Annotated in this window: 20 protein-coding genes; 4 read left to right on the top strand and 16 right to left on the bottom strand. The window is 64.3% G+C overall.

Translation table 11 applies throughout. The features are described 5' to 3' along the window. The 12 genes from ACLBKT_RS15330 to ACLBKT_RS15275 form a co-directional block, all read right to left on the bottom strand. Positions 1-1,287: glycoside hydrolase family 2 protein (locus ACLBKT_RS15330; RefSeq protein ID WP_410183848.1), on the bottom strand; the 1,287-nt coding region annotated here is incomplete at its 3' end. Beyond that, positions 1,263-2,564, bottom strand: coding sequence for a hypothetical protein (locus ACLBKT_RS15325; protein ID WP_410183847.1), 1,302 nt, complete (start codon positions 2,562-2,564; stop codon positions 1,263-1,265). The genes ACLBKT_RS15325 and ACLBKT_RS15330, both read right to left, overlap by 25 nt. Further along, complete coding sequence (locus ACLBKT_RS15320; RefSeq protein ID WP_410183846.1) at positions 2,561-4,072, bottom strand: UxaA family hydrolase; 1,512 nt, start codon at positions 4,070-4,072, stop codon at positions 2,561-2,563. The genes ACLBKT_RS15325 and ACLBKT_RS15320 overlap by 4 nt, the downstream gene beginning before the upstream one ends. 3 nt (positions 4,073-4,075) lie before the next feature. Further along, complete coding sequence (locus tag ACLBKT_RS15315) at positions 4,076-5,566, bottom strand: mannitol dehydrogenase family protein (protein WP_410183845.1); 1,491 nt, start codon at positions 5,564-5,566, stop codon at positions 4,076-4,078. Then, positions 5,563-6,843 (bottom strand): MFS transporter, encoded by a 1,281-nt coding sequence (locus ACLBKT_RS15310; protein ID WP_410183844.1) that lies wholly within the window; start codon positions 6,841-6,843, stop codon positions 5,563-5,565. The genes ACLBKT_RS15315 and ACLBKT_RS15310 overlap by 4 nt, the downstream gene beginning before the upstream one ends. Next, positions 6,840-8,267 carry a glucuronate isomerase gene (uxaC, locus tag ACLBKT_RS15305; RefSeq protein WP_410183843.1) on the bottom strand — a complete coding sequence of 476 codons (1,428 nt, stop codon included), beginning with the start codon at positions 8,265-8,267 and terminating at the stop codon, positions 6,840-6,842. The genes ACLBKT_RS15310 and uxaC overlap by 4 nt, the downstream gene beginning before the upstream one ends. 5 nt (positions 8,268-8,272) lie before the next feature. Continuing rightward, positions 8,273-9,037, bottom strand: coding sequence for a FadR/GntR family transcriptional regulator (locus ACLBKT_RS15300; RefSeq protein ID WP_410183842.1), 765 nt, complete (start codon positions 9,035-9,037; stop codon positions 8,273-8,275). Positions 9,038-9,115: 78 nt separating this feature from the next. Further along, positions 9,116-10,525 (bottom strand): glycoside hydrolase family 28 protein, encoded by a 1,410-nt coding sequence (locus ACLBKT_RS15295; RefSeq protein ID WP_410183841.1) that lies wholly within the window; start codon positions 10,523-10,525, stop codon positions 9,116-9,118. 70 nt (positions 10,526-10,595) lie between these two features. Beyond that, complete coding sequence (locus ACLBKT_RS15290; RefSeq protein WP_410183852.1) at positions 10,596-11,831, bottom strand: glycerate kinase; 1,236 nt, start codon at positions 11,829-11,831, stop codon at positions 10,596-10,598. A 435-nt stretch (positions 11,832-12,266) separates the two neighbouring features. Beyond that, complete coding sequence (locus ACLBKT_RS15285; RefSeq protein WP_410183840.1) at positions 12,267-12,560, bottom strand: hypothetical protein; 294 nt, start codon at positions 12,558-12,560, stop codon at positions 12,267-12,269. A gap of 299 nt (positions 12,561-12,859) precedes the next feature. Continuing rightward, complete coding sequence (locus ACLBKT_RS15280) at positions 12,860-13,117, bottom strand: hypothetical protein (protein ID WP_410183839.1); 258 nt, start codon at positions 13,115-13,117, stop codon at positions 12,860-12,862. Then, positions 13,117-14,538 carry an amidohydrolase family protein gene (locus ACLBKT_RS15275; RefSeq protein ID WP_410183838.1) on the bottom strand — a complete coding sequence of 474 codons (1,422 nt, stop codon included), beginning with the start codon at positions 14,536-14,538 and terminating at the stop codon, positions 13,117-13,119. Before ACLBKT_RS15275 ends, ACLBKT_RS15280 begins: the two co-directional genes overlap by 1 nt. A gap of 127 nt (positions 14,539-14,665) precedes the next feature. On the opposite strand from ACLBKT_RS15275, the gene ACLBKT_RS15270 reads away from it, so the two are divergent. Together ACLBKT_RS15270 and ACLBKT_RS15265 are read left to right on the top strand one after the other, a co-directional pair. After that, positions 14,666-15,145: an RNA polymerase sigma factor gene (locus tag ACLBKT_RS15270; RefSeq protein WP_410183837.1), complete on the top strand. Its 480-nt coding sequence runs from the start codon at positions 14,666-14,668 to the stop codon at positions 15,143-15,145. Next, a complete protein-coding gene (locus ACLBKT_RS15265) occupies positions 15,138-15,719 on the top strand; it encodes a hypothetical protein (protein ID WP_410183836.1) in 582 nt (193 codons plus the stop codon). The genes ACLBKT_RS15270 and ACLBKT_RS15265 overlap by 8 nt, the downstream gene beginning before the upstream one ends. Positions 15,720-15,944: 225 nt before the next feature. Here the strand turns inward: ACLBKT_RS15265 and ACLBKT_RS15260 are convergent, their stop codons facing one another. Next, positions 15,945-16,814 (bottom strand): site-specific integrase, encoded by an 870-nt coding sequence (locus tag ACLBKT_RS15260; protein WP_410183835.1) that lies wholly within the window; start codon positions 16,812-16,814, stop codon positions 15,945-15,947. A gap of 328 nt (positions 16,815-17,142) precedes the next feature. Here ACLBKT_RS15260 and ACLBKT_RS15255 point away from each other — a divergent pair, with 328 nt between their 5' ends. After that, complete coding sequence (locus ACLBKT_RS15255) at positions 17,143-18,090, top strand: MarR family transcriptional regulator (protein ID WP_410183834.1); 948 nt, start codon at positions 17,143-17,145, stop codon at positions 18,088-18,090. Here the strand turns inward: ACLBKT_RS15255 and ACLBKT_RS15250 are convergent. The 3 genes from ACLBKT_RS15250 to ACLBKT_RS15240 form a co-directional block, all read right to left on the bottom strand. Further along, entirely contained in the window at positions 18,050-19,069 is a 1,020-nt protein-coding gene (locus ACLBKT_RS15250; RefSeq protein WP_410183833.1) for a ParB/RepB/Spo0J family partition protein, read from the bottom strand. The two genes, ACLBKT_RS15255 and ACLBKT_RS15250, sit on opposite strands and share 41 nt — an antisense overlap. Positions 19,070-19,117: 48 nt before the next feature. Beyond that, positions 19,118-20,320, bottom strand: a complete 1,203-nt coding sequence (locus ACLBKT_RS15245; RefSeq protein WP_410183832.1) for an AAA family ATPase — start codon at positions 20,318-20,320, stop codon at positions 19,118-19,120. A 169-nt stretch (positions 20,321-20,489) separates the two neighbouring features. Beyond that, positions 20,490-21,572 (bottom strand): replication initiation protein, encoded by a 1,083-nt coding sequence (locus ACLBKT_RS15240; RefSeq protein WP_410183851.1) that lies wholly within the window; start codon positions 21,570-21,572, stop codon positions 20,490-20,492. Between the two features lie 655 nt (positions 21,573-22,227). Between ACLBKT_RS15240 and ACLBKT_RS15235 the strand changes: the two genes are divergently transcribed. Then, positions 22,228-22,494 carry a WGR domain-containing protein gene (locus tag ACLBKT_RS15235; protein ID WP_410183831.1) on the top strand — a complete coding sequence of 89 codons (267 nt, stop codon included), beginning with the start codon at positions 22,228-22,230 and terminating at the stop codon, positions 22,492-22,494. The last annotated feature ends 70 nt before the right edge of the window (positions 22,495-22,564 follow it).

The following is a 22,564-nucleotide window of genomic DNA, read 5'->3' as shown; positions in this document are numbered from 1 at the left end:
CCCCCCCCCCCCCCCCCCCCGCACCAGTTCGCCCATCATCTGGCGGGCGAGCGCGAGGGTGCGGGGGGAGGCGTAGTCGATCTCCTCCCAATAGACCGGGATTTCGGCCCACAGCATCAGGCCCATCTCGTCGGCGAGGCGCGCGACGTGATCGGCATGGGGGTAATGGGCGAGGCGCACGAAATTGCACCCCAGCGCCTTGGCCTCGGCCAGCAGCGCGCGGGCCTCGGCAGGGCTGACAGCGCGCGCGCCTTCGGCCCCGAAGGCTTCCTCATGCATCGAGATACCGCGCAGGAAAACGGGCGCGCCGTTGAGCAGGATCTCGCGGCCCCGCGTGGCGATGGTGCGCAGGCCGATGCGCTCGGTCAGGCGGCCGCTGGCGGCGGTGACGGCAAGCTCGTGCAGCACCGGCGCTTCGGGCGACCAGCGCGCAAGGCCCTTGGCCGGGAGGCGCAGCTGCGCCCGGCCCTCGGCATCTGTCACCGCACGCGCGCTGCGCCCGGCGAGGCTCGCCGTCACGGTCTGCCCCCCGCGCGCCGGGCCATCGAGCGTTACGTCGATTGCCAGCACATCACCTTCCAGCCGGGCATAGGTGTCGCGGATATGGGTCTCGGGCACCGCCACCAGCCATACGGAGCGGGTGATCCCGCCGCGGTTCTTCCAGTCGAAATCCAGCCCCGGCACCGTGTCCGCCCGGTGGCGGCTGTCGGCGCGCACCACCAGACTGTGCGGGCCAGCCCCGGCGCGGGCGAGGAGATCGGTGATCTCGACCGCGAAGGGCGTGAAACCGCCCTCGTGCCGGGCAATCTCGACGCCATTGAGCCACACGGTCGCAGCGTAATTGACCGCCTCGAAATGGAGGAACTGGCGCCAGCCGGCGCGCGGGGCGGCGTCGAGCAACCGGCGGAAATAGGCCGGGCCTTCGTAATAGGTCAGCTCTGCCGCGACATCGTTCCATGCGGCGGGAAGCTGCATTTCGTCGCTGGAGGCCCATTCATATTCGACGAGGCCCGTCTCGGGCGTTTCGATGGTATCGAGCCAGAACGAACGCCGCTTGCTCGGCTTGCGGCCGGCGACATCGAAGGGATCGAGGATCACCTTCCACGGCCCGTCAAGCGCCACCCGCTCGCGCCCGGGCAGGTTGGTGAGGAAGGAAGCGGCGGCCGCAGGGGCGGGCGTCTGCGCCAGCGCCGGACGCGCCAGCGCGCCGATGGCCGCCCCGGCCACCCCCGCCGTGATCGCGCCGCGCCGGGTCAGCCCGCTCATGGCGCGCGCCCGTTGAGCCATGCGTTGACATCCTCGCACTGCCGGTCGCGCAGGTAGAGCGACAGGAACCTGATGCCGAAGGTGCTGCCGACGTCGCGGTTGATGAGCGCCACCTTGCCGTCCGCCAGCTTCAGCCGCGTGTCGATCACCGCGCCCGCCAGATTGCTGTCGGGATGATCGGCGGCGTAGCGGTTGGCGATCAGCCACCGGGCAAAGACATCGATGGTCGGCGCGAATTCGGTGAAGCCGTAGTCCTTGAGGCGCAGCATCAGGATGCCGTTGAAGGCGACCGCCGATCCGGTCACCTCGGCGCGGTTGGAGGCGCCGTCGATGCTGGTGCGGTAGAACAGCGTGCCGTCCTTCTGCATCACCTTCTGCGCCCAGCGCGCGGTGCGGGCGGCGCCTTCGAGATACTTGCGGTCGCCCGAGACTTCGTAGGCCTGCAGCAGGGCTTCGGCGTTCCAGATGTTGAAGCGCGGGTGGATCTGGCTGCCGTCCGCTTCGTTCGGCTCGAACTCCAGCCACAGCCCGCTTTCATGCTGGCGGGCGAGCAGCGCGTCGGCCTGGGCGATGAAGCGGTCGCACCACACCTTGTCGCCGGTGTGGCGGCACATATCGTGGAACAGGAAGCCTTCGATATTGGGTCGGGCAACGCGGGTGATGGGGGCGGGAGCGCGCGCTGCCTTGTCCGCGTCGCGGATGGGCCCTTGGGTGTGCACGTCCCAGTCGCGCCAGACTTCGCCGGTGGCGGGATCGATGATGTTGTAGAACAGCCCCTCGCCGCCCGGCGTGCCTTCGGGGACGCGGGTGTTGGCCCACAGCCAGCGGCCTGAGCGGGTGGCGGCATCGGCATAGCGCGGATCACCAGTGGCGCGGGTCAGCGCGAAGAGGCCGGGAGTGCCGTCGGCGATGGTGGTGAAGTTGATCAACTCGCCCAGCCGGTCGCCATGCGCCGCCGCGACCAGCCCGGCGAGCGGGTGCCCTGCCGGATATTCGGTCGCAATCCACCAGTCCCCGCCGCGCCTTGCCGTGGCGACAAGATCGGGCCGGTCCAGCACCGCGCCTGCCTCCAGCAAGGCCCAGACCAGCTGGCCGGTGTGCCAGTGATCCTCGTAGGAATGCCAGCGCACCGCGACCATGTCGTAATCGGCGCGGCCCCGGCCTTCCTCGGTCATCAGCACCTGCGCGGCATGATCGGCGAGGGTGGCGAGCGCCGCTTCCACCGCCTCGACCCGGGGCGCGGCATGGGCCGGCACCGGCAGCAGCGCCAGCGCGAAAGCGAGCAGCGCCCGCCTCACATCACCGCTCCCATCTGCCAGGGCACGAATTCGAGATCGCCGAGGCCGAGGCCTTCGGACTTCGACCGCTCGCCGCTGGCGGTGCGCAGCAGCAGATCGAAGATCGCCTCGCCCATCGCATCGAGGCTCACCCCGTCCAGCACCGGGGAGCAGTCGATATCCATGTCCTCGGCCATGCGCGCGGCCAGCGCGCGGTTGCTGGCGAGCTTGATGCAGGGCGCGGGCTTCGATCCGAACACCGATCCGCGCCCTGTGGTGAAGGCGAGGATATTCGCCCCCGCCGCCATCTGCCCGGTCGCCGAACAGGGGTCGTAACCGGGCGAATCCATGAACACGAAGCCGCGCGCCGTGATCGGCTCGCCATAGCGATATACGCCGCGCAAGGGGCTCGATCCCGACTTCGCCACCGCCCCCAGCGACTTTTCGAGGATCGTCGTCAGCCCGCCCGCGATATTGCCGGGGGAGGGGTTGTTGTTGAGTTCTGCGCCGTTGCGGGCGACATAATCCGCCCACCAGTCGAGCCGCTCCTGCAAGGTCGTGCGCACCGCATCGCTCTCAGCGCGAGCGAACAGCAGCTGTTCGGCACCCCAGATTTCCGGCGTTTCGGAGAGGATCGCCGTGCCCCCTGCCGCCACCAGCAGATCCGCCGCACGGCCCAGCGCCGGGTTGGCGGTGACGCCCGACCACCCGTCCGACCCGCCGCATTGCAGGCCGAGGATCAGATGCTCGGCAGAGACCTCCTCGCGCGTCGCCGTGCTGGCCTCGGCGATCAGTTCGTGGATGATCGCGCGCCCGGCCTCGATCGCGGCGCGGGTGCCGCCTTCCTCCTGAATGGTAAGGGTGCGCAAGGTGACGCCCTGCCGCGCCGCCTCGACCGCGTCGGCAAAGCCTGCGATCTGCATCATCTCGCAGCCCAGCCCCACCACCAGCACGGCGGCGAAATTGGGGTGGGCGCAGTATCCGGCGAGCGTGCGCTGGAGGTTGGCGGTGCCCTCGCTCGCCGGGGTCATGCCGCAGCCGGTGGTGTGGGTCAGCGCCACGACGCCATCGACCGCGCCGCCATCATGGAACATCGCATCGGGGAAGGCGGCGGCAATCGCGCGGGCGACATTGGCGGAGCAGTTCACGCTGGTGAGGATGCCAATATAGTTGCGCGTGCCGACCGTGCCCGAAGCGCGGCGGTATCCGCGAAAGCGCGCCCGGCGCGCAGGCAGGGCGGGCGCAGGAGGCGCTCCGGCGGCGCTGCGCAAGGCGCCGACATCGGCGCTGACATTGTGGACATGGACATGCGCGCCGGGCGCAATCGCGGCGGTGGCAAGGCCGATCACCTGCCCGTATTTGCGCACCGCCTCACCCGGCTCGATTGCGACAAGCGCGATCTTGTGGCCGGGCGCGATGGCTTCGCCCGCGATCACCCCGCCCGCCAGCGCATCGCCCGCCGCCACCGGATCGAGGCACAGCGCGACATTGTCATCCGGGTGCATGGCAAGGATGCGCGCCTCACCCATGGCTCAGCCCCGCCCTTCCGCAAAGGCCCGCACCGCCGCCCCGGCAGAACCATCGGCAATGGCCGCATAGGCGCGGGCCAGCGCGGCGACGAACTCCGCGTCGGCAGGCAGTTCGCTCCCGAAGATCGCCCCGATGCCGAGCAATCCGCGCACTTCCGCAGCCCGGTCGCCATCAGCGGCGGCGAGGGCGGCGGCGCTCTCGCGCGCGAGCGGATCGTCGACCACGAAGGGCACGCCTGCATCGCTCACCCCCGCCTGCCAGCGCATCCACCCGGCCAGCGCCAGCGTCAGCGCAGGGGGCACCGGGCGACCGGCGGCGCGGGTCGCAAGGATGGTCTGAAGCCAGCGCTGCGGCAGCTTCTGGCTCCCGTCCATCGCGATCTGGTGGGTCCGGTGCATCAGCGCGCCATTGGCGAAACGCGCGCGCAGCTGGGCGCGATAGGCGGCGGGATCGAAGCCCTCGACCGGATCGAGCGTCGCCTGTGCCTCGTCCCACAAGGCCTCGATCAGCGCGCCGAAGCCGGGGGCGGCCATGGCCTGATGGACATAGGCATAGCCCGCCAGCCCGCCGAGATAGGCGATGGCGGAATGCGCGCCGTTGAGGAGCCGCAGCTTGGCCTTCTCCCACCCGGCGACATCGCGGGTGAACTGCACGCCGACGGTGTCCAGCGCAGGCCTGCGGTTGCAGAACCAGTCCTCCACGACCCATTGGGTGAAGGGCTCGGTCTTGACCAGCGCCTCGTCACGCCAGCCGCTCGCGCTTTCGAAATTGTCGAGATCGTCCGGGGTGGTCGCGGGCACGATCCGGTCGACCATCGAAGAGGGGAAGGCGACCTCGGCAGCGATCCACGCCGCCAGCGCCGGGTCCACCGCCTCGGCCAGCGCGATCACGGCGGCGCGGGTGCGCTGGCCGTTTTCGGGGAGGTTGTCGCAGGAGAGCACGGTAAACGGCGCCAGCCCCGCCGCCCGCCGCGCCGCCAGCCCGGCGACCAGAAAGCCCGGCGCGGTCTGGGGCGCGGCTAGGTTGGCAATATCGGCAGCGACCGTCGGATCGTCGCTGCGCAGCGCGCCGGTAGCAGGGTCGAGGCAGTAACCCTTCTCGGTCACGGTCAGCGTCACCAGAGCGACCGCCGGATCGGCCAGCGCCTGCACCAGCGCGGCAGGGTCATCGGGCGCGACCAGCACGTCGCGCACCGATCCCACTACCTGCGCCCGCTCATCCCCGCCATCACGGACCAGCACGGTGAACAGGCCGTCCTGCGGGTTCATCGCTTGCGCCACGGCGGGCGAGCGCAGGCTCGCGCCCCGGATCATCCAGCCCTCATGCCCTGCCGCCAGCAGCGCATCGAAGAAGCACGCCTGATGCGCGCGGTGAAAGGCTCCGGTGCCCAGATGCACCACCCCGCAAGGCTGGCTGCGGTCATAGGCAGGCCGCGCCCAACCGGCAGGCAGATCGCCCAGCGCGGCGGCGGAAAGGCGCGCGGTCCTGCTCATGCGTCGATCCTCGCCGGATCGAGCCGGGGCACCAGCGCATGGATCACCGCCAGCGCGATCAGATACATCGAGCCGATGAGGAGGAAGATCGGCGTATAGCTCCCGACATTCTCCAGCACATAGCCCGCATACGTCGCCATCAGCATACCCCCCACAGCCCCCGCCATGCCTCCCAGCCCCACCACCGAGGCAACCGCGCGGCGCGGCATCAGGTCGGAGGCGAGCGTGAACAGGTTTGCCGACCAGCCCTGATGCGCCGCCGCCGCCAGCCCGATGATGCCCACGGCAATCACAAGGTTCTCGGCATAGATCGCAAGGCTCACCGGCAGCACGCACATGGCGCAGAGCAGCATGGCGCTCTTGCGCCCGGCATTGACGCTCCACCCGCGCTTGATCAGGAAGCTGGAGAACCACCCCCCGGCGATGCTGCCGACATCCGCCAAGAGGTAGATCGCGATCAGCGCCGGGCCGAAGGTCTTGAGGTCCAGCCCGTAATTCTTGCCGAAGAAATCGGGCAGCCAGAACAGGAAGAACCACCAGATCGGGTCGGTCAGGAACTTGCCCAGCGCAAAGGCCCAGGTCTGGCGGTGCCTGAGCAATTCCCCCCAGGCGATCGGCGTGGTCGCCTCCACCGGGTCGCTGCGGATATGGGCAAGCTCGGCGGCGCTGACCCGGGCGTTGCCTTCGGGCTCGCGGTAGATCAGCCACCAGGCGATGATCCAGAGGAACCCCAGCGCCCCGGTGATGATGAAGGCCCCCTGCCAGCCGAGCGCCCAGTCGATCACGATGATCGGCACCAGCAAGGGCGTCAGGATCGCGCCGACATTCGATCCCGAATTGAAGATGCCGGTGGCAAAGGCGCGTTCCTTCTTGGGGAACCAGTCGGCAGTGGCGCGCACCGCGGCGGGGAAATTGCCCGCCTCGCCCAGCCCCAGCCCGAAGCGCGCCATGGCAAAGGTGGCGATGCTGAAGGCGGCCGCGTGGGCCATGCCAAACAGGCTCCACACCATCACTGCAAGGGCATAGCCCCACTTCACCCCCACCCGGTCGATCAGCCGCCCGACCAGCAGCAGGCCCAGCGCATAGGCCGCCTGAAACCAGAACACGATGTCGGCATAGTCGGTCTCCGACCAGCCGAATTCCGCGCTCAGCGTCGGCTTCAGAATGCCGATCACCTGCCGGTCGATGTAATTGATGGTGGTGGCAAAGAACAGCAGCGCGCAGATCACCCAGCGGTGGCGGGTCATGCGGACGGGGGCGGCGGCGGCAGTGCTCATGCGCCGAGCCGGTAGGCCGCCTTGGCGAGGTTGTAGGCGAGATCCTGCGCCACGGTGTGCGCATCGTCCTCCAGCATTCGGTGCTCGGCCACCAGCCTTGCGAGGAACGCGCAATCCATCCGCCGCGCCACATCATGCCGCGCCGGGATCGACAGGAAGGCCCGGGTATCGTCGTTGAAGCCGACCGTGTTGTAAAAGCCCGCTGTCTCGGTGGTGTTCTCGCGGAAGCGGCGCATCCCTTCGGGGCTGTCATGGAACCACCACGCCGGGCCAAGTTTCAGCGCGGGATAGTGCCCCGCCAGCGGCGCCAGTTCGCGGGCATAGGTGCTTTCGTCGAGGGTGAAGACGATCACGTTCAGGCGCGGGTCATTGCCGTGGCGCGACAGCAAGGGGCGCAGCGCGGCGACGTAATCGGTGCGCATCGGAATATCCGCGCCCTTGTCCCGCCCGAAGCGGGTGAACACTTCGCCATTGTGATTGCGCGAGGAGCCGGGATGGATCTGTATCACCAGCCCATCCTCAAGGCTCATGCGCGCCATCTCGGTCAGCATCTGGCCGCGGAAGGTCTCGGCGTCCTGCGGCGAGCACTGGCCCGAAAGCGCGCGAGCGAACAGCGCCTCGGCCTCGGCGCGGGGCAGGTCGGCGGTAGTCGCGGTGGGGTGGCCGTGATCGGTCGAGGTCGCGCCATGCGCCTTGAAGAAGGCGCGGCGGTTCTTGAGCGCGTCGAGATAGCCGTCAAACGTCCCGGTATCGCAGCCGGTGATCGCGCCCAGCTTGGCGACATTGTCCGCAAATCCCTCGTACTCGGGATCGAGCACATTGTCGGGACGGAAGGCGGTGATGACCTTGCGCCCCCAGCCATCGGCTTGCAGCTTGGCATGATGCACCAGCGGATCGAGCGGGTCTTCGGTGGTGCAGATCACCTCGATATTGAACCGCTCGAACAGCGCGCGGGGGCGGTAATCGTCCTGCGCGAGCCTCGCGTCGATCACGTCGTAATAGTGATCGGCGGTTTCCGGCGAGAGCACCTCGGTCAGGCCGAAGACTTCCGAATAGACCCAGTCATGCCAGATCCGCGACGGGGTGCCGTGGAACAGGTGGTAATTGGCCGCAAACAGCCGCCAGACCTTGCGCGGATCGGTCTCGGTCGGCGGGCCGTCCGCGCCGGGCAGCTTGGGCACGCCCAGAGCCTCCAGCGGGATGCCTTGCGAATAGAGCATCCGGAAGACGTAGTGATCGGGCGTGATCAGCAGCGCCGCCGGATTGGGGAAGGGCTGGTTGTCGGCAAACCACGAGGGGTCGGTGTGCCCGTGCGGGCTGATGATCGGCAGATGCCGCACCCCGGCATAGAGCCTGCGGGCAATGTCGCGGGTGGCGGGATCGGCCGGGAACAGCCGGTCCTCGTGCAGGTGGAGCCTCGGCACTCTCGTCAATCTCCCAGCTGGAACCGGCGGCGTTCCCCGGCGATTTCGGCGCGGATGCGCTCCATCGCCTCGGCCTCGGTCGCGGCGAACACCATGTCGGCAACCCCGCGCAAATGCGTGCGCATCGCATGGCGGGCGGCGCGCGGATCGCGGCTGCGCAGCGCGGCAACAATGGCGGAATGCTCCTCGATCCGGGGCTTCACCCCCTCGGCGCGGGCCTTTTCGAGGAAGCGCAGGTTCTGGAGCGACTGGTTGCGCGCCTCCCACAGGCCTTCGATCACCTGCTCCATCGCCGAATTGCGGGTGGCGGCGGCGATCGCCATGTGGAAACGCCGGTCGGCATCTTCCGACATCACGACATCGCGCGCGTTCTCCGCCTCCATCTCGGCCACCAGCGCTTCGAGCGCGGCGAGTTCCTCGTCGGTGATGTGCGAGGCGGCGAGCGCGGCAGATTCGCCCTCGATCCGGGCGCGGGCCTCCAGCAGTTCGAAGGGGCCGACATCGGCGGGGGCGGGCTTGCCGTGCTTTCGCCGCAGCGCGCGGACATAGACGCCAGAGCCGGTCACCACCTCGACCAGCCCGTCGACCTCCAGCGCGATCATCGCCTCGCGGATGGTCGGGCGGCTGACATCGTGGAGCGCGGCGAGATCGCGCTCGGACGGCAGCCGCTCGCCCAGCTTGTAGCGGCCCGCGACGATATCGCCCGCCACTGCCTGCGCTACACGTTCGTAGAGCCGCTTGCCCTGCATCACACACCCCGAAATGGCCAACCTCAAACTGGCCTGACCTCTGGTGAACGATTGGCAGACCAATCACCCAGCGTCAAGCCGCCTTCGGCCTGCCGCCGGTCAATAACCGCCCGGCACGCTGGGAGGCACCGGCTCGGCATCGGCGAGCGAAATCATGCGCGTGCCGTGCATGACCCGTTGCAGCATCGTACCTGGGGCGTTGCTGATCTGTAGCGGGTGCTTTGCTGCGCCCATCGTGACGTCGCGGATCACCACATCGCGCACCGGGGCATCGGGGTGACCGGCGATCGAAATCCCCGCTCCGGTGCGGGCGACGGTGACGTTCTCGACCAGAATGCGCTCGAACACGGTCGGGAAATTGCCCCCGCGATAGGAGTGATAGTCGTTGGTGAAGACCAGCAGCGAGGCGGTCTCTCCCGCCGTGATGTTGCGGATGAAGACATCGCTGATCCGCCCGCCGCGGTCGAGATTGGCCTTGAAATACAAGGTGTGCCGCGCCTTGGGAATGCGGAACCCGTCGACGAAGACATGGCGCACCCCGCCCGACATTTCCGATCCGATCGCCATGCCCCCGCCAGCATGGCCGCTATAGGTGCAGCCCCGGATCACCACATCCTCGGTCGGGATGCCGACCCGCCAGCCATCCTGATCGCGCCCCGATTTGAGCGAGACGCCATCATCGCCGACGTCGAAATCGCAGTTCTCGATCAGCACCCGGCGTGAGCTGTCGGGGTCCACGCCGTCGCTGTTCACATGATCGGATTTGCAGGTGATGTTGCGGATGATCACGTCCTCGCACAGCAGCGGGTGGACCATCCAGAAGGGGGAATCGATCAGGCGCGGCCCGTCGACCAGCACGCGCTTGCAGCGGTTGAACTGGACGAAGTGCGGGCGCAACCGGCGCTCTCCGGTGAAGATGCGCTGCTCCACCGGCACCCCGTCACGGCCCATGTCGCGCAGGGCGGTCTGGGCGGCTTTCTGCGTCTCGCGCCAGGGCAGCCAATGCGCCGCGCCCTGCCCGTCGATGGTGCCGGGGCCGGTGAGCGCGATGTTCTCGCAATCCTCGGCATAGAGTAGCGGCGAGAGGGTGTAGCACTCCGTCCCCTCCCAGCGGGTGCGAACGGGGGGCAGGTAGAGCGCCTCGCCCGGCAGGAAACGCAGGGTGGCACCCGCTGCAAGGTGCAGCTCGACATTCGAGCGCAATTGGATCGGACCGGCGCTGAGGTGCAGCCCCTCAGGGATCACCACCCGCCCGCCGCCGGCCTCATGTGCGGCGCGGATCGCGGCGAGGATCGCGGGGCGGGCGTCGTCGGCAGCGGGGGCGAAATCGGCGAGCGGGAAGGTGCGCGGCGGGATCGCCACGCGCCGGATCGCGGCAACAATCCGTTCGGCGTCGCCCCAGGGGGCGACCAACCAGTCGGCCTCCGCGTGCATAGGTGTGCGGCATCCCGACACCGACAACGCCGTGGTCGCCAGAAGGGAGGCAAGCGCCGTGCGTCGATCCAGCATTGTCGTTCGCTCCCCGAAGACTATCTGACCAGTCTATAATTTGGTCAGGACAATTTGCAAGGCGGCCGACTTAGGGGTCGATCAGGATAATCCTCAGGTCGTTGACATTGGTGAGCGTCGGCCCGGTCATCACCAGATCGCCCAGCGCGGCGAAACTGTCATAGGAGCGGTTGGCGTCCAGAGCTGCGGCCCAGTCGATTCCCTCGGCGACGGCGCGGGCGACCGTCGTCGGGTTGATCATCGCCCCGGCATTGTCGCCGCTCCCATCGATCCCGTCGGTATCCACCGCAAGGGCGCTGATTCCCTTTGCTCCGTCGAGGCCGAGCGCCAGCGCCATCAGATATTCCGCATTAGGTCCGCCCCTGCCTGCTCCTGCACAGAGCCGGACCGTGCACTCGCCGCCTGAGATCAGAGCAACCCTTTGCCCTTGCGCATGATGCGCCAGCGCCAGCGCCGCATGCTGTGCTCCGACGGTTCGCGCCTCGCCTTCGATCGCATCGCCGAGGATCACGGGAGCATACCCCGCTCCGGCCAGCACGCCAGCCGCCGCCTCCAGCGCCGCCAGCGGCCGGGCAACGACTCTCACCTGCGCCCCGGCAAAGGCGGGATGATCGGGGGCGGGAAGAGCATTGAGGGGATCGGCCAGCGCGGCCGTCACCCCCGACGAAGGCACAATCCCGTAGCGTTCGAGCACCGCGCGCGCATCGGCCTGTGTGGTGGTGTCGGGCACGGTCGGTCCGGATGCGATCAGGGCCGGATTGTCGCCTGCCACATCCGAAATGCAGTAGGTTTCCACGCGCGCCGGATATGCCGCCAGCGCCAACCGCCCGCCCTTGATTGCCGAGATATGTTTGCGCACGCAGTTGATCTCCGCAATCGAAGCCCCGCTCGCCAGCAATGCGCGATTGAGCGCCTGCTTTTCGGCCAGCGTGATCCCAGCGGCGGGCAAGGTCAGCAGCGCTGAGGCCCCACCCGAAATCAGCGCAATCAGTCGGTCGCCAGCGGTCAGGCCGGCCGCGAGCGCAAGAATCCGGCGCGCGGCCGCTTCGCCGTTCGCGTCGGGAACCGGGTGTGCGGCCTCGGCGAGCTCCACACCGGCCGGCAACTGGATCGCGCCGCAATGCCCATATCGGGTCAACACGATCCCCTCGACGCGCTCGGGCCCGAGTATGTCGCACGCCCCGGCCATCATCGACACCGCCGCCTTACCCGCGGCGACAACCACTGTCCGTCCCCGCACGAGTCTCGGGATCAGGTGCCCCTGCAGACAGGCTTCTCCGCGCACAGCGGCAAGGCCCGCGTGCATCGCGTTCAGCAGAAGGGAAGCATTGTGCCGGTGGCTATCGGCGGTTCGATTGACGCGAGGCATATGCTATTCAACCTTTCCTGATGCCGAGCAATATCGAGCGCGCCCGCAGGCAGGCAGGCAGGCGATGCATCAAGTAAGGTCAAGCGGCTGTCAATTGGCCTGACCAACCATTTTCTTGTACAGGCCAATTCTGGACGGTCAAACGTCCGTTTTCCATGTCCTGAACGGGGTCGATTCCGGAATGGCAGATTTTGGGAAACGAACCCACAATAGCCGCCATTCGCGGCCCGAGTTGGGCAGTGGCCGCTGTCGAGCCAGAATTGGTCGTTCTTGATCACCGAATTCAATGTCTTCATCCGTCCGACGCAGTCGTGTCACTTGCAGGGTCGTGCATCGGAGCTACTTATGATCGATGATGGATAGTGACTAGGATCACCGATTTGCGAATTTTGCAGTGTCGTTTACATTGTCGGTATTATTGACCTCAACCAAGATCTCTTTCTCTGAGACATGGCGTTCAGCAAACTCAGTATCTGTTCGCGCAAAAAAGCTCGCATAGGATTCAGGTTCTAGCACGATCCTTTCGCTATTTCCGGATATGCCGCTGGACGTCCGGCCCAATGCAAAGCTCGTGCGCACGCTGCTGCCATCTGGCAGTCGTTCGATATAAACTGAGGCAACTGGCGCTTCGCGTGTCACCACCAGGCCACGCAGATCAAGTTGCACTTTGTAGGCGCTTGACGCTCCAGCAATGATGAGGCCCGTGCCGATGCCGGCATCTTGTATCCGGTATCGATCCAGCGCTCAGCCAGCAAGTCATCAACGTTTCGAAGGCTCAGCGGGAACTGCACGTACATCATAACCACCAAACGGATGATCTCGGGCGAACAGTTGAAGTACCGAACCGGGCTTACTGGCTTGCGAGGTCTGGGCAATGCACCGTCCTGCCCTCAATTCTTCACTGGCCGGTGCATTTGCTCTGACAGATCCCTGGGCTGCTATCTCCGCTCGTCGAAACGTGCGCGTTAGGCACTCTTGTCCTCGTCCTTGGCCCGCCGAAACCGCAGCCGACTCCGAATGCGTCGAAATGACGACACTCCGAGCACTACCGCGCCCAAGTAGAGTCCTGCTTCGGTAGTCACCGCGGCTGCGGCGACCATCATCGTCCATTCGGTCAGGCCTGGGTCCAAAATCAGCCAAGCGGCGGCGAGTGTCGGCCACGGCAGGAAGATCAGCGCCGCCACTCCGAGCACAGCGACCCGGCGCTTGGTGCCCTGAACCATTATTGCGGCTCCGCGCGCGCCTGCCGAAGCTCGGCAGGGCACAGCAGTTTGCCATTGTTCAGCACCGCACGGACTTGCCGAAGGTTCGCGAAGTCAGCGAGCGGGTCAGCCTTAAGTATCAGAATGTCAGCTTCGTGGCCGGGCTTGATCCTGCCGGTGCGCCCCTCGATTCCGAGCAGTCGAGCGCCGTCAACCGTCGCCATCCGCAGTACTGCCCAAGCTGGGATTCCGGCCTCGAGGTGCAACTCCATTTCACGCGACAAGCTGATCCCGGGAGCGATGAACGGATTCGCGAGGTCAGTACCGATCGTCATCGGAACGCCCGCCTCGTGGAGCCACCGGGTCAGGCTGAGCACCTTAGGCCAGACTGCCTGCGCCCGGCGGTAGTCCTGCTCCTTCCATCCGAGATCGAAGCGGAAACCGGCTTGCCAGTTTGCCGCCATGTCGGGGTGCACAAAGGCGAGATCGCGATCGCGGATCTCGGGCCTGTCTCCCCAAAAGGCTGGTTGAAAGGCGACCAACGTCGCATCGATGAACACCTTTTCGCGCGCCAGCGTCTCAATCATCTCCCGCACCGGCTCGGCGTCGAAGTCCGCGGCCTCATACCACTCGAAGGACTGGAAGAATCCCTCGCGGCGCTCTTTTCGATACTTCATGCGCCGATCCTCCGGCAGGAGGTCCGGGCTGATCGGCATCATATGAACAATCGAGTCGATTCCGATTTCGGCTGCACGGGTCCAGCTGACATCCGACAGATGGGCAATGGTCTTCCGGTTCGCTGCATGTGCCGTATCAATGCCCTGCTTCAGCTCTTCCTCGGACAAGTTGGTGTAGAGTTTGATGAAGTCTGCGCCGGCCGTTGATTGCCTGCGGACGATGTCGGAGACGCTGAGGTCCGGCCCCGGCCGGGATACCAGTCCCTCGATCGGTATCGGTGAGCGATCAATCACCTCTCCCGCGTGAAAGGCTTCGGGGCCGTCGAGCAGGCCTGCGGCAATGCGGGTGTCGTAAGCTTGGTTCGCTGCCATGTCGCCGCCGGGATTGCGGATCGTGGTCACTCCGAACGCCAGCAGATGGCGTGCGTTGTGGGTGACGACGTCGGGCCTGTGCGCGGCGACCATTTTTAAACCGTCCTCGGTTTCGATCCGCATCGGTCCGAGCGTCACATGGGCATGGGTGTCAATGAGACCGGGCATTGCGAAATGACCACGATAATCGTGGAGCCGGACGTTCGGCGCTGCGGGCGGCTGTCCGCGACCCACCTCCACAATCTGCCCTGCCTCTACTGCGATGTAGCTGTCAGGCTGCACCGTTTCGGTAGCTGGGTCGATAATTGTCACGCCATAGTATAGATCGCGCACTGGCGATTGCGCTCCGGATGGTGTCAGTATCAGCGTGGCCGCCGCCAGGGCGATTGTCATTCGAGTCTTCACGAGCAGTCTCCAACTTTGGATTTGCTTGTACAGTCGGTATCAGAACTGATTTTCTTACGCGGCCGCGGAACAAATATTTTGTAAGTTTCCGGACCAGGCGCAGACTGAATCACGCGTGAGCCAGCTCGATGACATCATACGCGACTATGGCGCGTCGCTCGCTCGAATCGCCGCCTCGTACGAAGCGGACAAGGTGCTGCAGGAGGATCTGCGACAGGATATGCTGCTTGCGATTCACCAGGCGCTGCCCCGCCTTCGCTCGAGGGAGAAGCTGGCGCCTTTCCTGTTCCGGATCGCCCACAATCGCGGAGTCTCGCATGTCATCCGCGAGTCTGAGGCCAAGCGCCGGAAGACCCAGTCGCTGCCGTCCGCCGACCCGGAAACACCGGAAGCGCGATTGATCGAATCGGATCGGTCGCGCCAGCTGGCAGCGGCGGTCCGGCGACTGCCGCTGCCGTATCGGCAGGTGATAACTTTGGTCCTTGAGGAGCTGGCTTATATGGACATCGCCGAGGCGTTGGGAATCAGCGTCTCCAACGTCGGAGTGAGGATCAAGCGTGCAAAGGCGCTGCTGAAGGAAATGCTCGATGAATGACCACGATCTCCTGGAGATGATGAAGGTTCAGTGGCGGCAGCAGCCAGTCGACATAAACCAGGCGCGCAGCCTGATAGCCCGGCGCGAGCAGCAGATCAGACTCTGGACATGGTTGAATAGCATTGGGGTCGTGGTGACGATCGGCGCCTGTGCGTGGTTCATCGTGAGCGCCTGGAAAGGGGAGGAGGCGCTCTTTCTGTTTGGAGCGGGGGCGCTGCTTGTCGCACTGCCGTTCATGCTCATAGAACATTGGTGGCTTCGCAAGCATCGGACCGCCGGGTCTCTCGAGACCCCGGACGCGGTCGTGGGCCAGGCACGGCGTCAGGCCGAGCTCATGCTGCTAATCCTTAAGGGCTCGCGGCTTGCAGCAGCGATACTAATCACTTGCGCAGCGGCTGTCTGGGCGCTCCACGCGTTCGCAGCGGTGAGCTTGGGCTCCGCGTTGGTTCTGTCCCTGGTCTGGGCCGCCACCGCCGGGTTGCTGCTGCTTTGGCAGTGGCGGCGGCGCCGGTTGACTGAGGCGGAACTTGCCACGTGCGACCGCTTTACTGCCGAGCTGAAGGGCGCGGAATAGGACTAAAAGTTTCCCGATTGCCCAACACTCGGGGAGCCGTCAACACAGGGGTCGATTTCTGCATGTCGGGTTTCAGGAAGCCGGCGTTTATTAGCTACCGTCTATGCTCGCGGGCTGAGGCGTGTCAGCTTTTGTCAAAGTCAGGCATTCAACATGCCGATTGGAAAGGGCCGCTTCGTCCCAGACCCGGTCAATTGGACCATGCAGCGTGCTCAAAAACACGCACTACAGAAATCTCTCACCCGCATGGTTCTCGAACAGCGCTGCGTCGCGGACATAGCCAAGCAGCACCTCGACCTTTTTCTGCCGCGATACCTCCTGCATCTTCGGCAATGAGGCCCCCGCCTTGGCTGCCTCGGTCAGGAACCCTGAGCGTAGCGAGTGGGCACCGAATGCGGCAGGATCGAGCCCAACCTTTTCGGCGTAACGCTGGATCAGGCGGGCAACCGAGCGATCCGACATGGGCTCCTTGGTCATCATACCTTGTGCGTCGGTGCGGTAAAACAAAGGTCCAGCCTCCCCTCCCCTAACGCTGAGCCATTCGTTGAGGCGCGCGCCGGGCTTTAGCACCTTACCAGAAGGCACCGCGATGACCTGCCCTGCGCCCTCCTGGTCGGTTTTCGAATGCCGGATCGTCAATTTGAGACCCTCCCGCACCAGCTCAAGGTCAGCCAGCTGTAGCGCGACAAGTTCGGAACGCCGGAGCGCCGCCGCCAACCCCAGTACCATGACCGCTCGGTCGCGGATCGCTCGCGGACTCTGGCCTTCGGCAGCTGCAATCATCCGCGCAAGATCGGCCGCCAGAATTGCGCTCTTCTTGCGCGTCGGCCGAGCACGTTGCTCACGCCGGATCCCAGCAAGTGTGTCAGCAATCACATCACGTGGGTCGCGATGCTGGGGTGCGACCTGTCCCGCCTGCCTGTGATGCCAGGCGATGGCCGCAAGGTGCCGCCCGATGGTGCTGTCCGCCCTCCCCGCCTGCGCCAGCGAGGCAAGGTATGTGGCAACTGCCTCCGGCATGGCAGGCATAGGCTCAAGATCGCGCGTCCAGCACCATTCCTCGAACTGCCGCCAGTCACTGTCATAGGCCCGCACAGTGTTGGCCGCCTTGGATCGCGCCCGGTACGAGCGTGCCGCTTCGATCTCAGCTGCGAGCTGCGGCGGGATCGCATTCCCCAGCGGCGAAAGCGCGACTTCATCTGAAAGCCCCAAAGCCCTGCTGCTGTCATCGTCCACGGCGACACTCCTCAAGCTTCATTGCCGCTGGTGTGCCCTATCCCTGCGTTGGGCGCGGGCGTCATCGCGGCCAATTCAGGCTGCTTTATATCGAATACCTTATCGTCCGTGAAGGGCTCTTATCGGACAGCAAATGGACCGTACAAGCCGGGTATACTTTTCAGGCCATTTATATACTATCTGCCTCATGGTTTCTGCGCCCGCCCCCTGGCAGCTGACGCTCGCGCGGATTGAGGGCGCCCTTCCCTTCATCTCAGCCGAGCTCGCCGAATGCCTTGCGCTGGCCTCTCTTCGGCGCCTCTGGCGTGTGCAAGTCCGCGATTATCCGTTTGATAATCTTGGTATCGAACATAATCCCGGGCTCGAAGCGAGCGAGTTAGTGCGCACGTGGTACTCCGAAGAGCGCCGACAGTTTTTGTCGTGGATCAGCCGGCGAGGCCATCCTCCCCTCGCCCATGCCGCCAAGCTGGTCATGGCCGCCAAAAACCACTCCGAAGGGTTCAGCGAGGCCTATTTGCCCGCCGATCGCGCGCTCGAACGGCTTGATGCGCTGCTGCCGACCCGAGATCCGGTGGGCACCCTGCTTGAGTGGCTTGAGGAACTGCGAACCGAGGAACTCGACTTCTTCGAAGGCGGGAGCGAAATGGTCAAGGTCGGCGGGTTCGCGATCACGCGCTCGGCGCCGCGTGGCGCGGCCTGGGCCGCCTCACTGGCGACGGCCATACGGCCTCATCTTTTTGGCTTGGGGTCGGCCCCGCTGGCCCTTGCAGGCGTGATGCCACGGGTCCTGTTCCGCGAATTCCACGAAGAACCCCTGCCCGCGCTTCTCCGTTCAGCGATTCAGATGGCCGCTGACAAAGCCGCGGCCGATTTGCGGATGATGCGAGAAGCTGTCGCTTTGGCCGACAAGCAGCTGGCCGGACGACTGTATGCCTCCTCCACCGCTCCGCAGGCGTGGCGCATGATTGTCAGCCTTGGCCCCCTCACCAGAGCGGAGCTTGCAAGAAGCCTTGGCGTGACAAAGCGAACCGCTTCGCAATCCGTATTGTCGCTGCAGGAGGCAGGCATGGTGCGCTTGCGCGAGATCGATAGCGCTATGCTACCGGCCAGTGCTGATCTAGTACACCGCGGATAGCCTCTTCGGCTTCCTGGCGCGTCGCACCACCCTTGCTCAACAAGGTGATCCGAACCCCCTTACGATCAGCTCCCTCAATCCGAAGTACAGGCTGGCCCACAGCATTGGCGACAGTCTCGGCCTTTCCTGACTTCTTGGGGGATCCTGACTTCTTGGGGGGATCGACCGCAAGAGAAAGCGCCTTGATCACTTCCAGCACAGAAGGTGACTGGCCACTTCGCTCGCGCTCCGCGGCAAGCCGGGCTGCCTCCCGGAAAGCTCTCTCCTTTCGGTCCTCAGGCTTCATGAGCGCCTTGAGTGCGATCGCATTGCGAATTCCGAGCTCCTGCGGATTAGCAAAGGCTCTGGTCAACTCCTCGGGCAGGCGGGCCAGATCCAGGTACCGTGTGAGCCAGCTTTCGGACACCTTGAGGCGTTCGGCCATCGTCTTCTGCCGACCCTCGTAGTAGGCCGTCAAAGCTCGCAGATAGTCCTTCGCCCGTTCAAAATCGGTGAGGTCGTCTCGTGCGCGGTTCTCGAGATCAGCGAGCCGGAACGCCTCCTCGTCGCCGATTTCGCGGACGTCCACGAGGAACTTGAAATCTGGATAGTTGTGCGTCCGCAACCAACTGATCGACCAGTGCCGCCTCGCGCCGCAGATGACCTCGAAATCATATCCATCGTCACCAGACAGGCGCCTGACAATTGCCGGGATCTCCTGCCGGCCCTGCGCCTTAATGCTCTCGATCAAATCTGCGCAGCGTTCCTCATTGAGGAGCGCATAGTCGCGATTATGGCCAGACCACATCCGACACCTTGCCGGGTCAACGAGCTCATGCGTGCGCGAGACGATTGCTCCGGAAGCGAGATCGGCCAAACGGTTTGAACGCCCGGTAAGCACGTTCGACGCGATGCTCGATCGACGCGGCGCGGCGGACTCTTCGGTCAGATCGATTCCTGCCGCCAAGTCGGCGGCAAACCCGCTGTTCTTCCTACTCATGCATGCCTCCCATCAGCAGAATTGCACGCGTGCAATTTTTCCAGCAGCTCATACCAAGGCCTCCTGGCGGAGGCGCTTCTGATGGCTTGGCCACATCGAACGAATGTCGACTTCGATCTCGGAGTTCACGCCATCAAGATAGTTCAAGCAGCGATTGCGCACCGCCGAGCTCGTAGCCGGTCCGTCCAGTTCATAGACGGTCATCAACCGCGCAGTCGCATTATCGATCTCGGCAGAATCCTTTAGCGGCGTGCGAACCATGGCGTGGCCAAACAGGGTCCGCATCAGCTGCAGAAGCTCTTTCTGCATGGACTTGTTCTCATCGACCTTGGAGGCGACGAAGCGTAAAAACGTCAGTTCTGGCGCGAGACCCCGGTCGGCGAGCTGCTCAATTGTTTCATCAAGCATGGATAGGAAAGCCGCGGTCGACGAGAAGTCCATCACGGTTGGGGGAACCGGAACCACCAACGCATTCGCTGCCCGCAGCACGGAAAGAGATATGGCTCCGAGCGCCGGCGGCGGGTCCATGACTACCACATCGAACCGGTCCGAGATGCTCTCAATCCCTTCCTTGAGGCGGTCGAGCAAGGCACCGTTCCCTTGCGCCATTCTGGCGGCCAATTCATACTCGGAATTGAACAGGCGAAGATTGGCAGGGATCAATTCAAGGCCGTCGAAATGGGTCTTGCGGAGGGCGTAGTCGAGCGATGACCGCTCACCCTCACGAAGGAACGGGTAGAGCGTATCGTCCTCTGTCAAATCGAGGTCTGGCACATAGCCGAACAGCGTCGTCGCAGACGCCTGGCTGTCGCAGTCGATCAACGCAACACGATAGCCCTTGATCGCGAGGTACTGCGCTAGATGTACGGAGAGCGTCGATTTGCCGACACCGCCTTTGAAATTCTGAACCGCAACCACGCAACATGGATCGCTCGGGGCACGATACGGCCTCGTGCCGAACACGCCGCGCATATCGTTAAGCTGGGCAAGAGTGTATCTCTCACGCCGATTGCTATCTGTCCTCGCTGGCTCGGGCAGCCTTCCATCTTTCTCGGCGTCCCGAATGGCCGCCGGTGTCCGCCCGACGAGCTCGGCTGCCTTCCCGATCGTAAAGGTAGGCTCCCGACGCGCATCTGCCCGAGCGCTTCGTGCGGAGTCGCGCAGCTTTTCGAGCACTGAAGATGTTCGACTGGCCAGCGTTGCGACCGAGACCAAACGCTCGGCCTCTTCGATCTGAAGTCCGTTAGACACATGTCGTCCTTTCGCAATTCGGAGTGTGCTACACCCACTTGCGCTTTTCGGTCAAGAAAATCACAAATTTCGAAAGTCGCGACGCCTTGTCAGGCCGATTTTAGGATGGATGCGCGCCATCCTGACTCGGTGGGGGCAAGGAGAATTGCACGCGTGCAATTTAGGCGGCTCAGGGCCGCCCCCGCCGGTTTACCCACCCCTCACAAAAGCCCTTCCAGGCAGCGAGCAACTTGGCGCCACGTAGCTTGTCCAACCGATTGCCCATATGTTCGCGGAACCCGCTCGCGATAAGATCGACATCCCATCCGCCGCCGTGCTTTCGGGCGACTTCAAGCAGATCGGCGTGTCCGAAGCGGATCGAACCTGACGAGGGGAAAGTTGATTCTAGCTGCTTGGCGACAGGCGCGGCGGTGGTTGGTGCGGCGATTGCCCCCTGCCCCGCTGTCACAGTTTCGACGGAACCAGCACGCCTTGCTTGGCGTCCCGCGGAGTGCCTATCCAGTTCATCTACCGTTTCGAGGACTTCAGGCGCCCCTTTCGGCTCAAATCGGAACTCAAGCTCGGTGACCGTTCGCCCTTGTCGGATCTCACGCCATTCGACGCGAAAGTGCGCCAACTGGTCAATCTCGGACTTTGCCTTCTCCAACACCTTGCGCCGAAGTTGAGCAAAGTCGGTGTAAACGTCAGGCGGAATGCCAAGCGCCGCCCGCAGCGCTTGCATATCTCCTCTCCAGGTTGCCTGCCGTCGGTGAAGGCGAAGCGCTCCTAGCTCGTAAAGCTTCAGGGCATAATTCGAGCGGAAGCCCAGGACCGCTTGCCGATTAAGCACCGCATAGGTCTCAGACGCCTGGATCAGTTTGCGCGCATCAGGCGTGAACTCCCATTCGATCCAACCCGTCTCACCGCCATCCTCGTCGGTCTCCTCTTTGGACCGGGAGATCAGGGAGAACAGGAGGGTGGCCTTCTTTCCACGCCAGGATTTGTCATCAACGGCAAAGAGAGTCCGGTGAAGTTCCTGAAGCATGTCGCTGATCCGCTCGTTGCCTTTATGGCCGCGACGGATATCGGCCTTGCGAATGCGGTGAGGCCGGTCCTCCCACGCATCACCACCGGCAGTCAGAATCATGAGGGCAAGGAGCCGGGATGCTGTCAGACTCAGCGACTCACCTTTGACGAACTTGATCTCGATGATGTTGCCCGGCTTGGCGAACTCGTCCCCGCCTTTTGCCTTCAATGCAGCAGCAACGCGCATCGCACGGCCCGGTGTTACCTCTTCAGGCTTCTCTTCGAGAGCCTCAGCTATTGGGCTGTCATCCGTTTCCATGCCATAGTGCGATCAGAGCTTGATTCTTTGAAGAGCTGATTGCTGCCTGACCTGACCTCTCGCGTCAAGTCAGGTCAGGATCGAACCCTGAACGCAGCCCCCAAAAGGTCAGGATTAGACGGCCGTGATGGACTGGCGGAATCGTCGGATTTCCCGCGAGTCGTCAAAGCTTGTAAGGAGATGCAGGCTAGGTTTCAGTTTTTGCGAGAACTGGCAGCGCGATCCTCTCGAAAGGGACCTCGCAGATCAGACATTGGCGCTTCCCCCAATTGGTCAGGAATGCCCCAGAAGGTCAGGGGGAAGCCCCCACTCGGTCAGGTGACAGCCCCCATAGGGTCAGGCAAACACCCCCGCCGGGTCAGGAACATTGTCATAGGCCATTGAACTTACATTAGAATTCAGCCCTGAATCTGAATCTCTAGAATCAGAAATCCTTCCGCTGCAAGCAGCGGCGTTTTTTGATGATGTTTTTGAAAGTGTGGAGCCAGGTCACAGCCTCCAATCGCTTCACTGAATCACTGACGGGACTGTGATTCAGATTTCCGGTTGGACCGCTCACCCATGTCTCTGCCACGCTACCATCATGGAAACACCGTTCAGCCAGTCGTGGCATTGGCAAGCTATCGACCCCTCACGCAATGTTGCGCGCGCTTACGACCTCTGGATCGAAACAGATCTGTTTGGCTGGATAACCATTGAGCGGCGATGGGGACGGATAGGGTCAAAGGGCAGGGCGGTCACCACGAGCTATCCGGACCGAGCAACGGCTGACGTAATCGCACAGCAGATCCGAACACGACGCGAAAGCGCAATCAAGCGAATTGGTGTTCGCTACCGAGCAGTCGGATAACTTCAGTCGATAAGTAGGCGTTCTTCTAACTGAGATCTTCTCCCTGAAACGAGGCAGCTTCGCCAAAGGG

Origin of the sequence: Erythrobacter sp. W302b (genome assembly GCF_046452395.1) — a bacterium.
Classification (GTDB): Bacteria; Pseudomonadota; Alphaproteobacteria; order Sphingomonadales; family Sphingomonadaceae; genus Erythrobacter.
The sequence above is the reverse complement of the archived record's forward strand: the minus strand, read 5'-3'. Positions and strand labels throughout refer to the sequence as shown.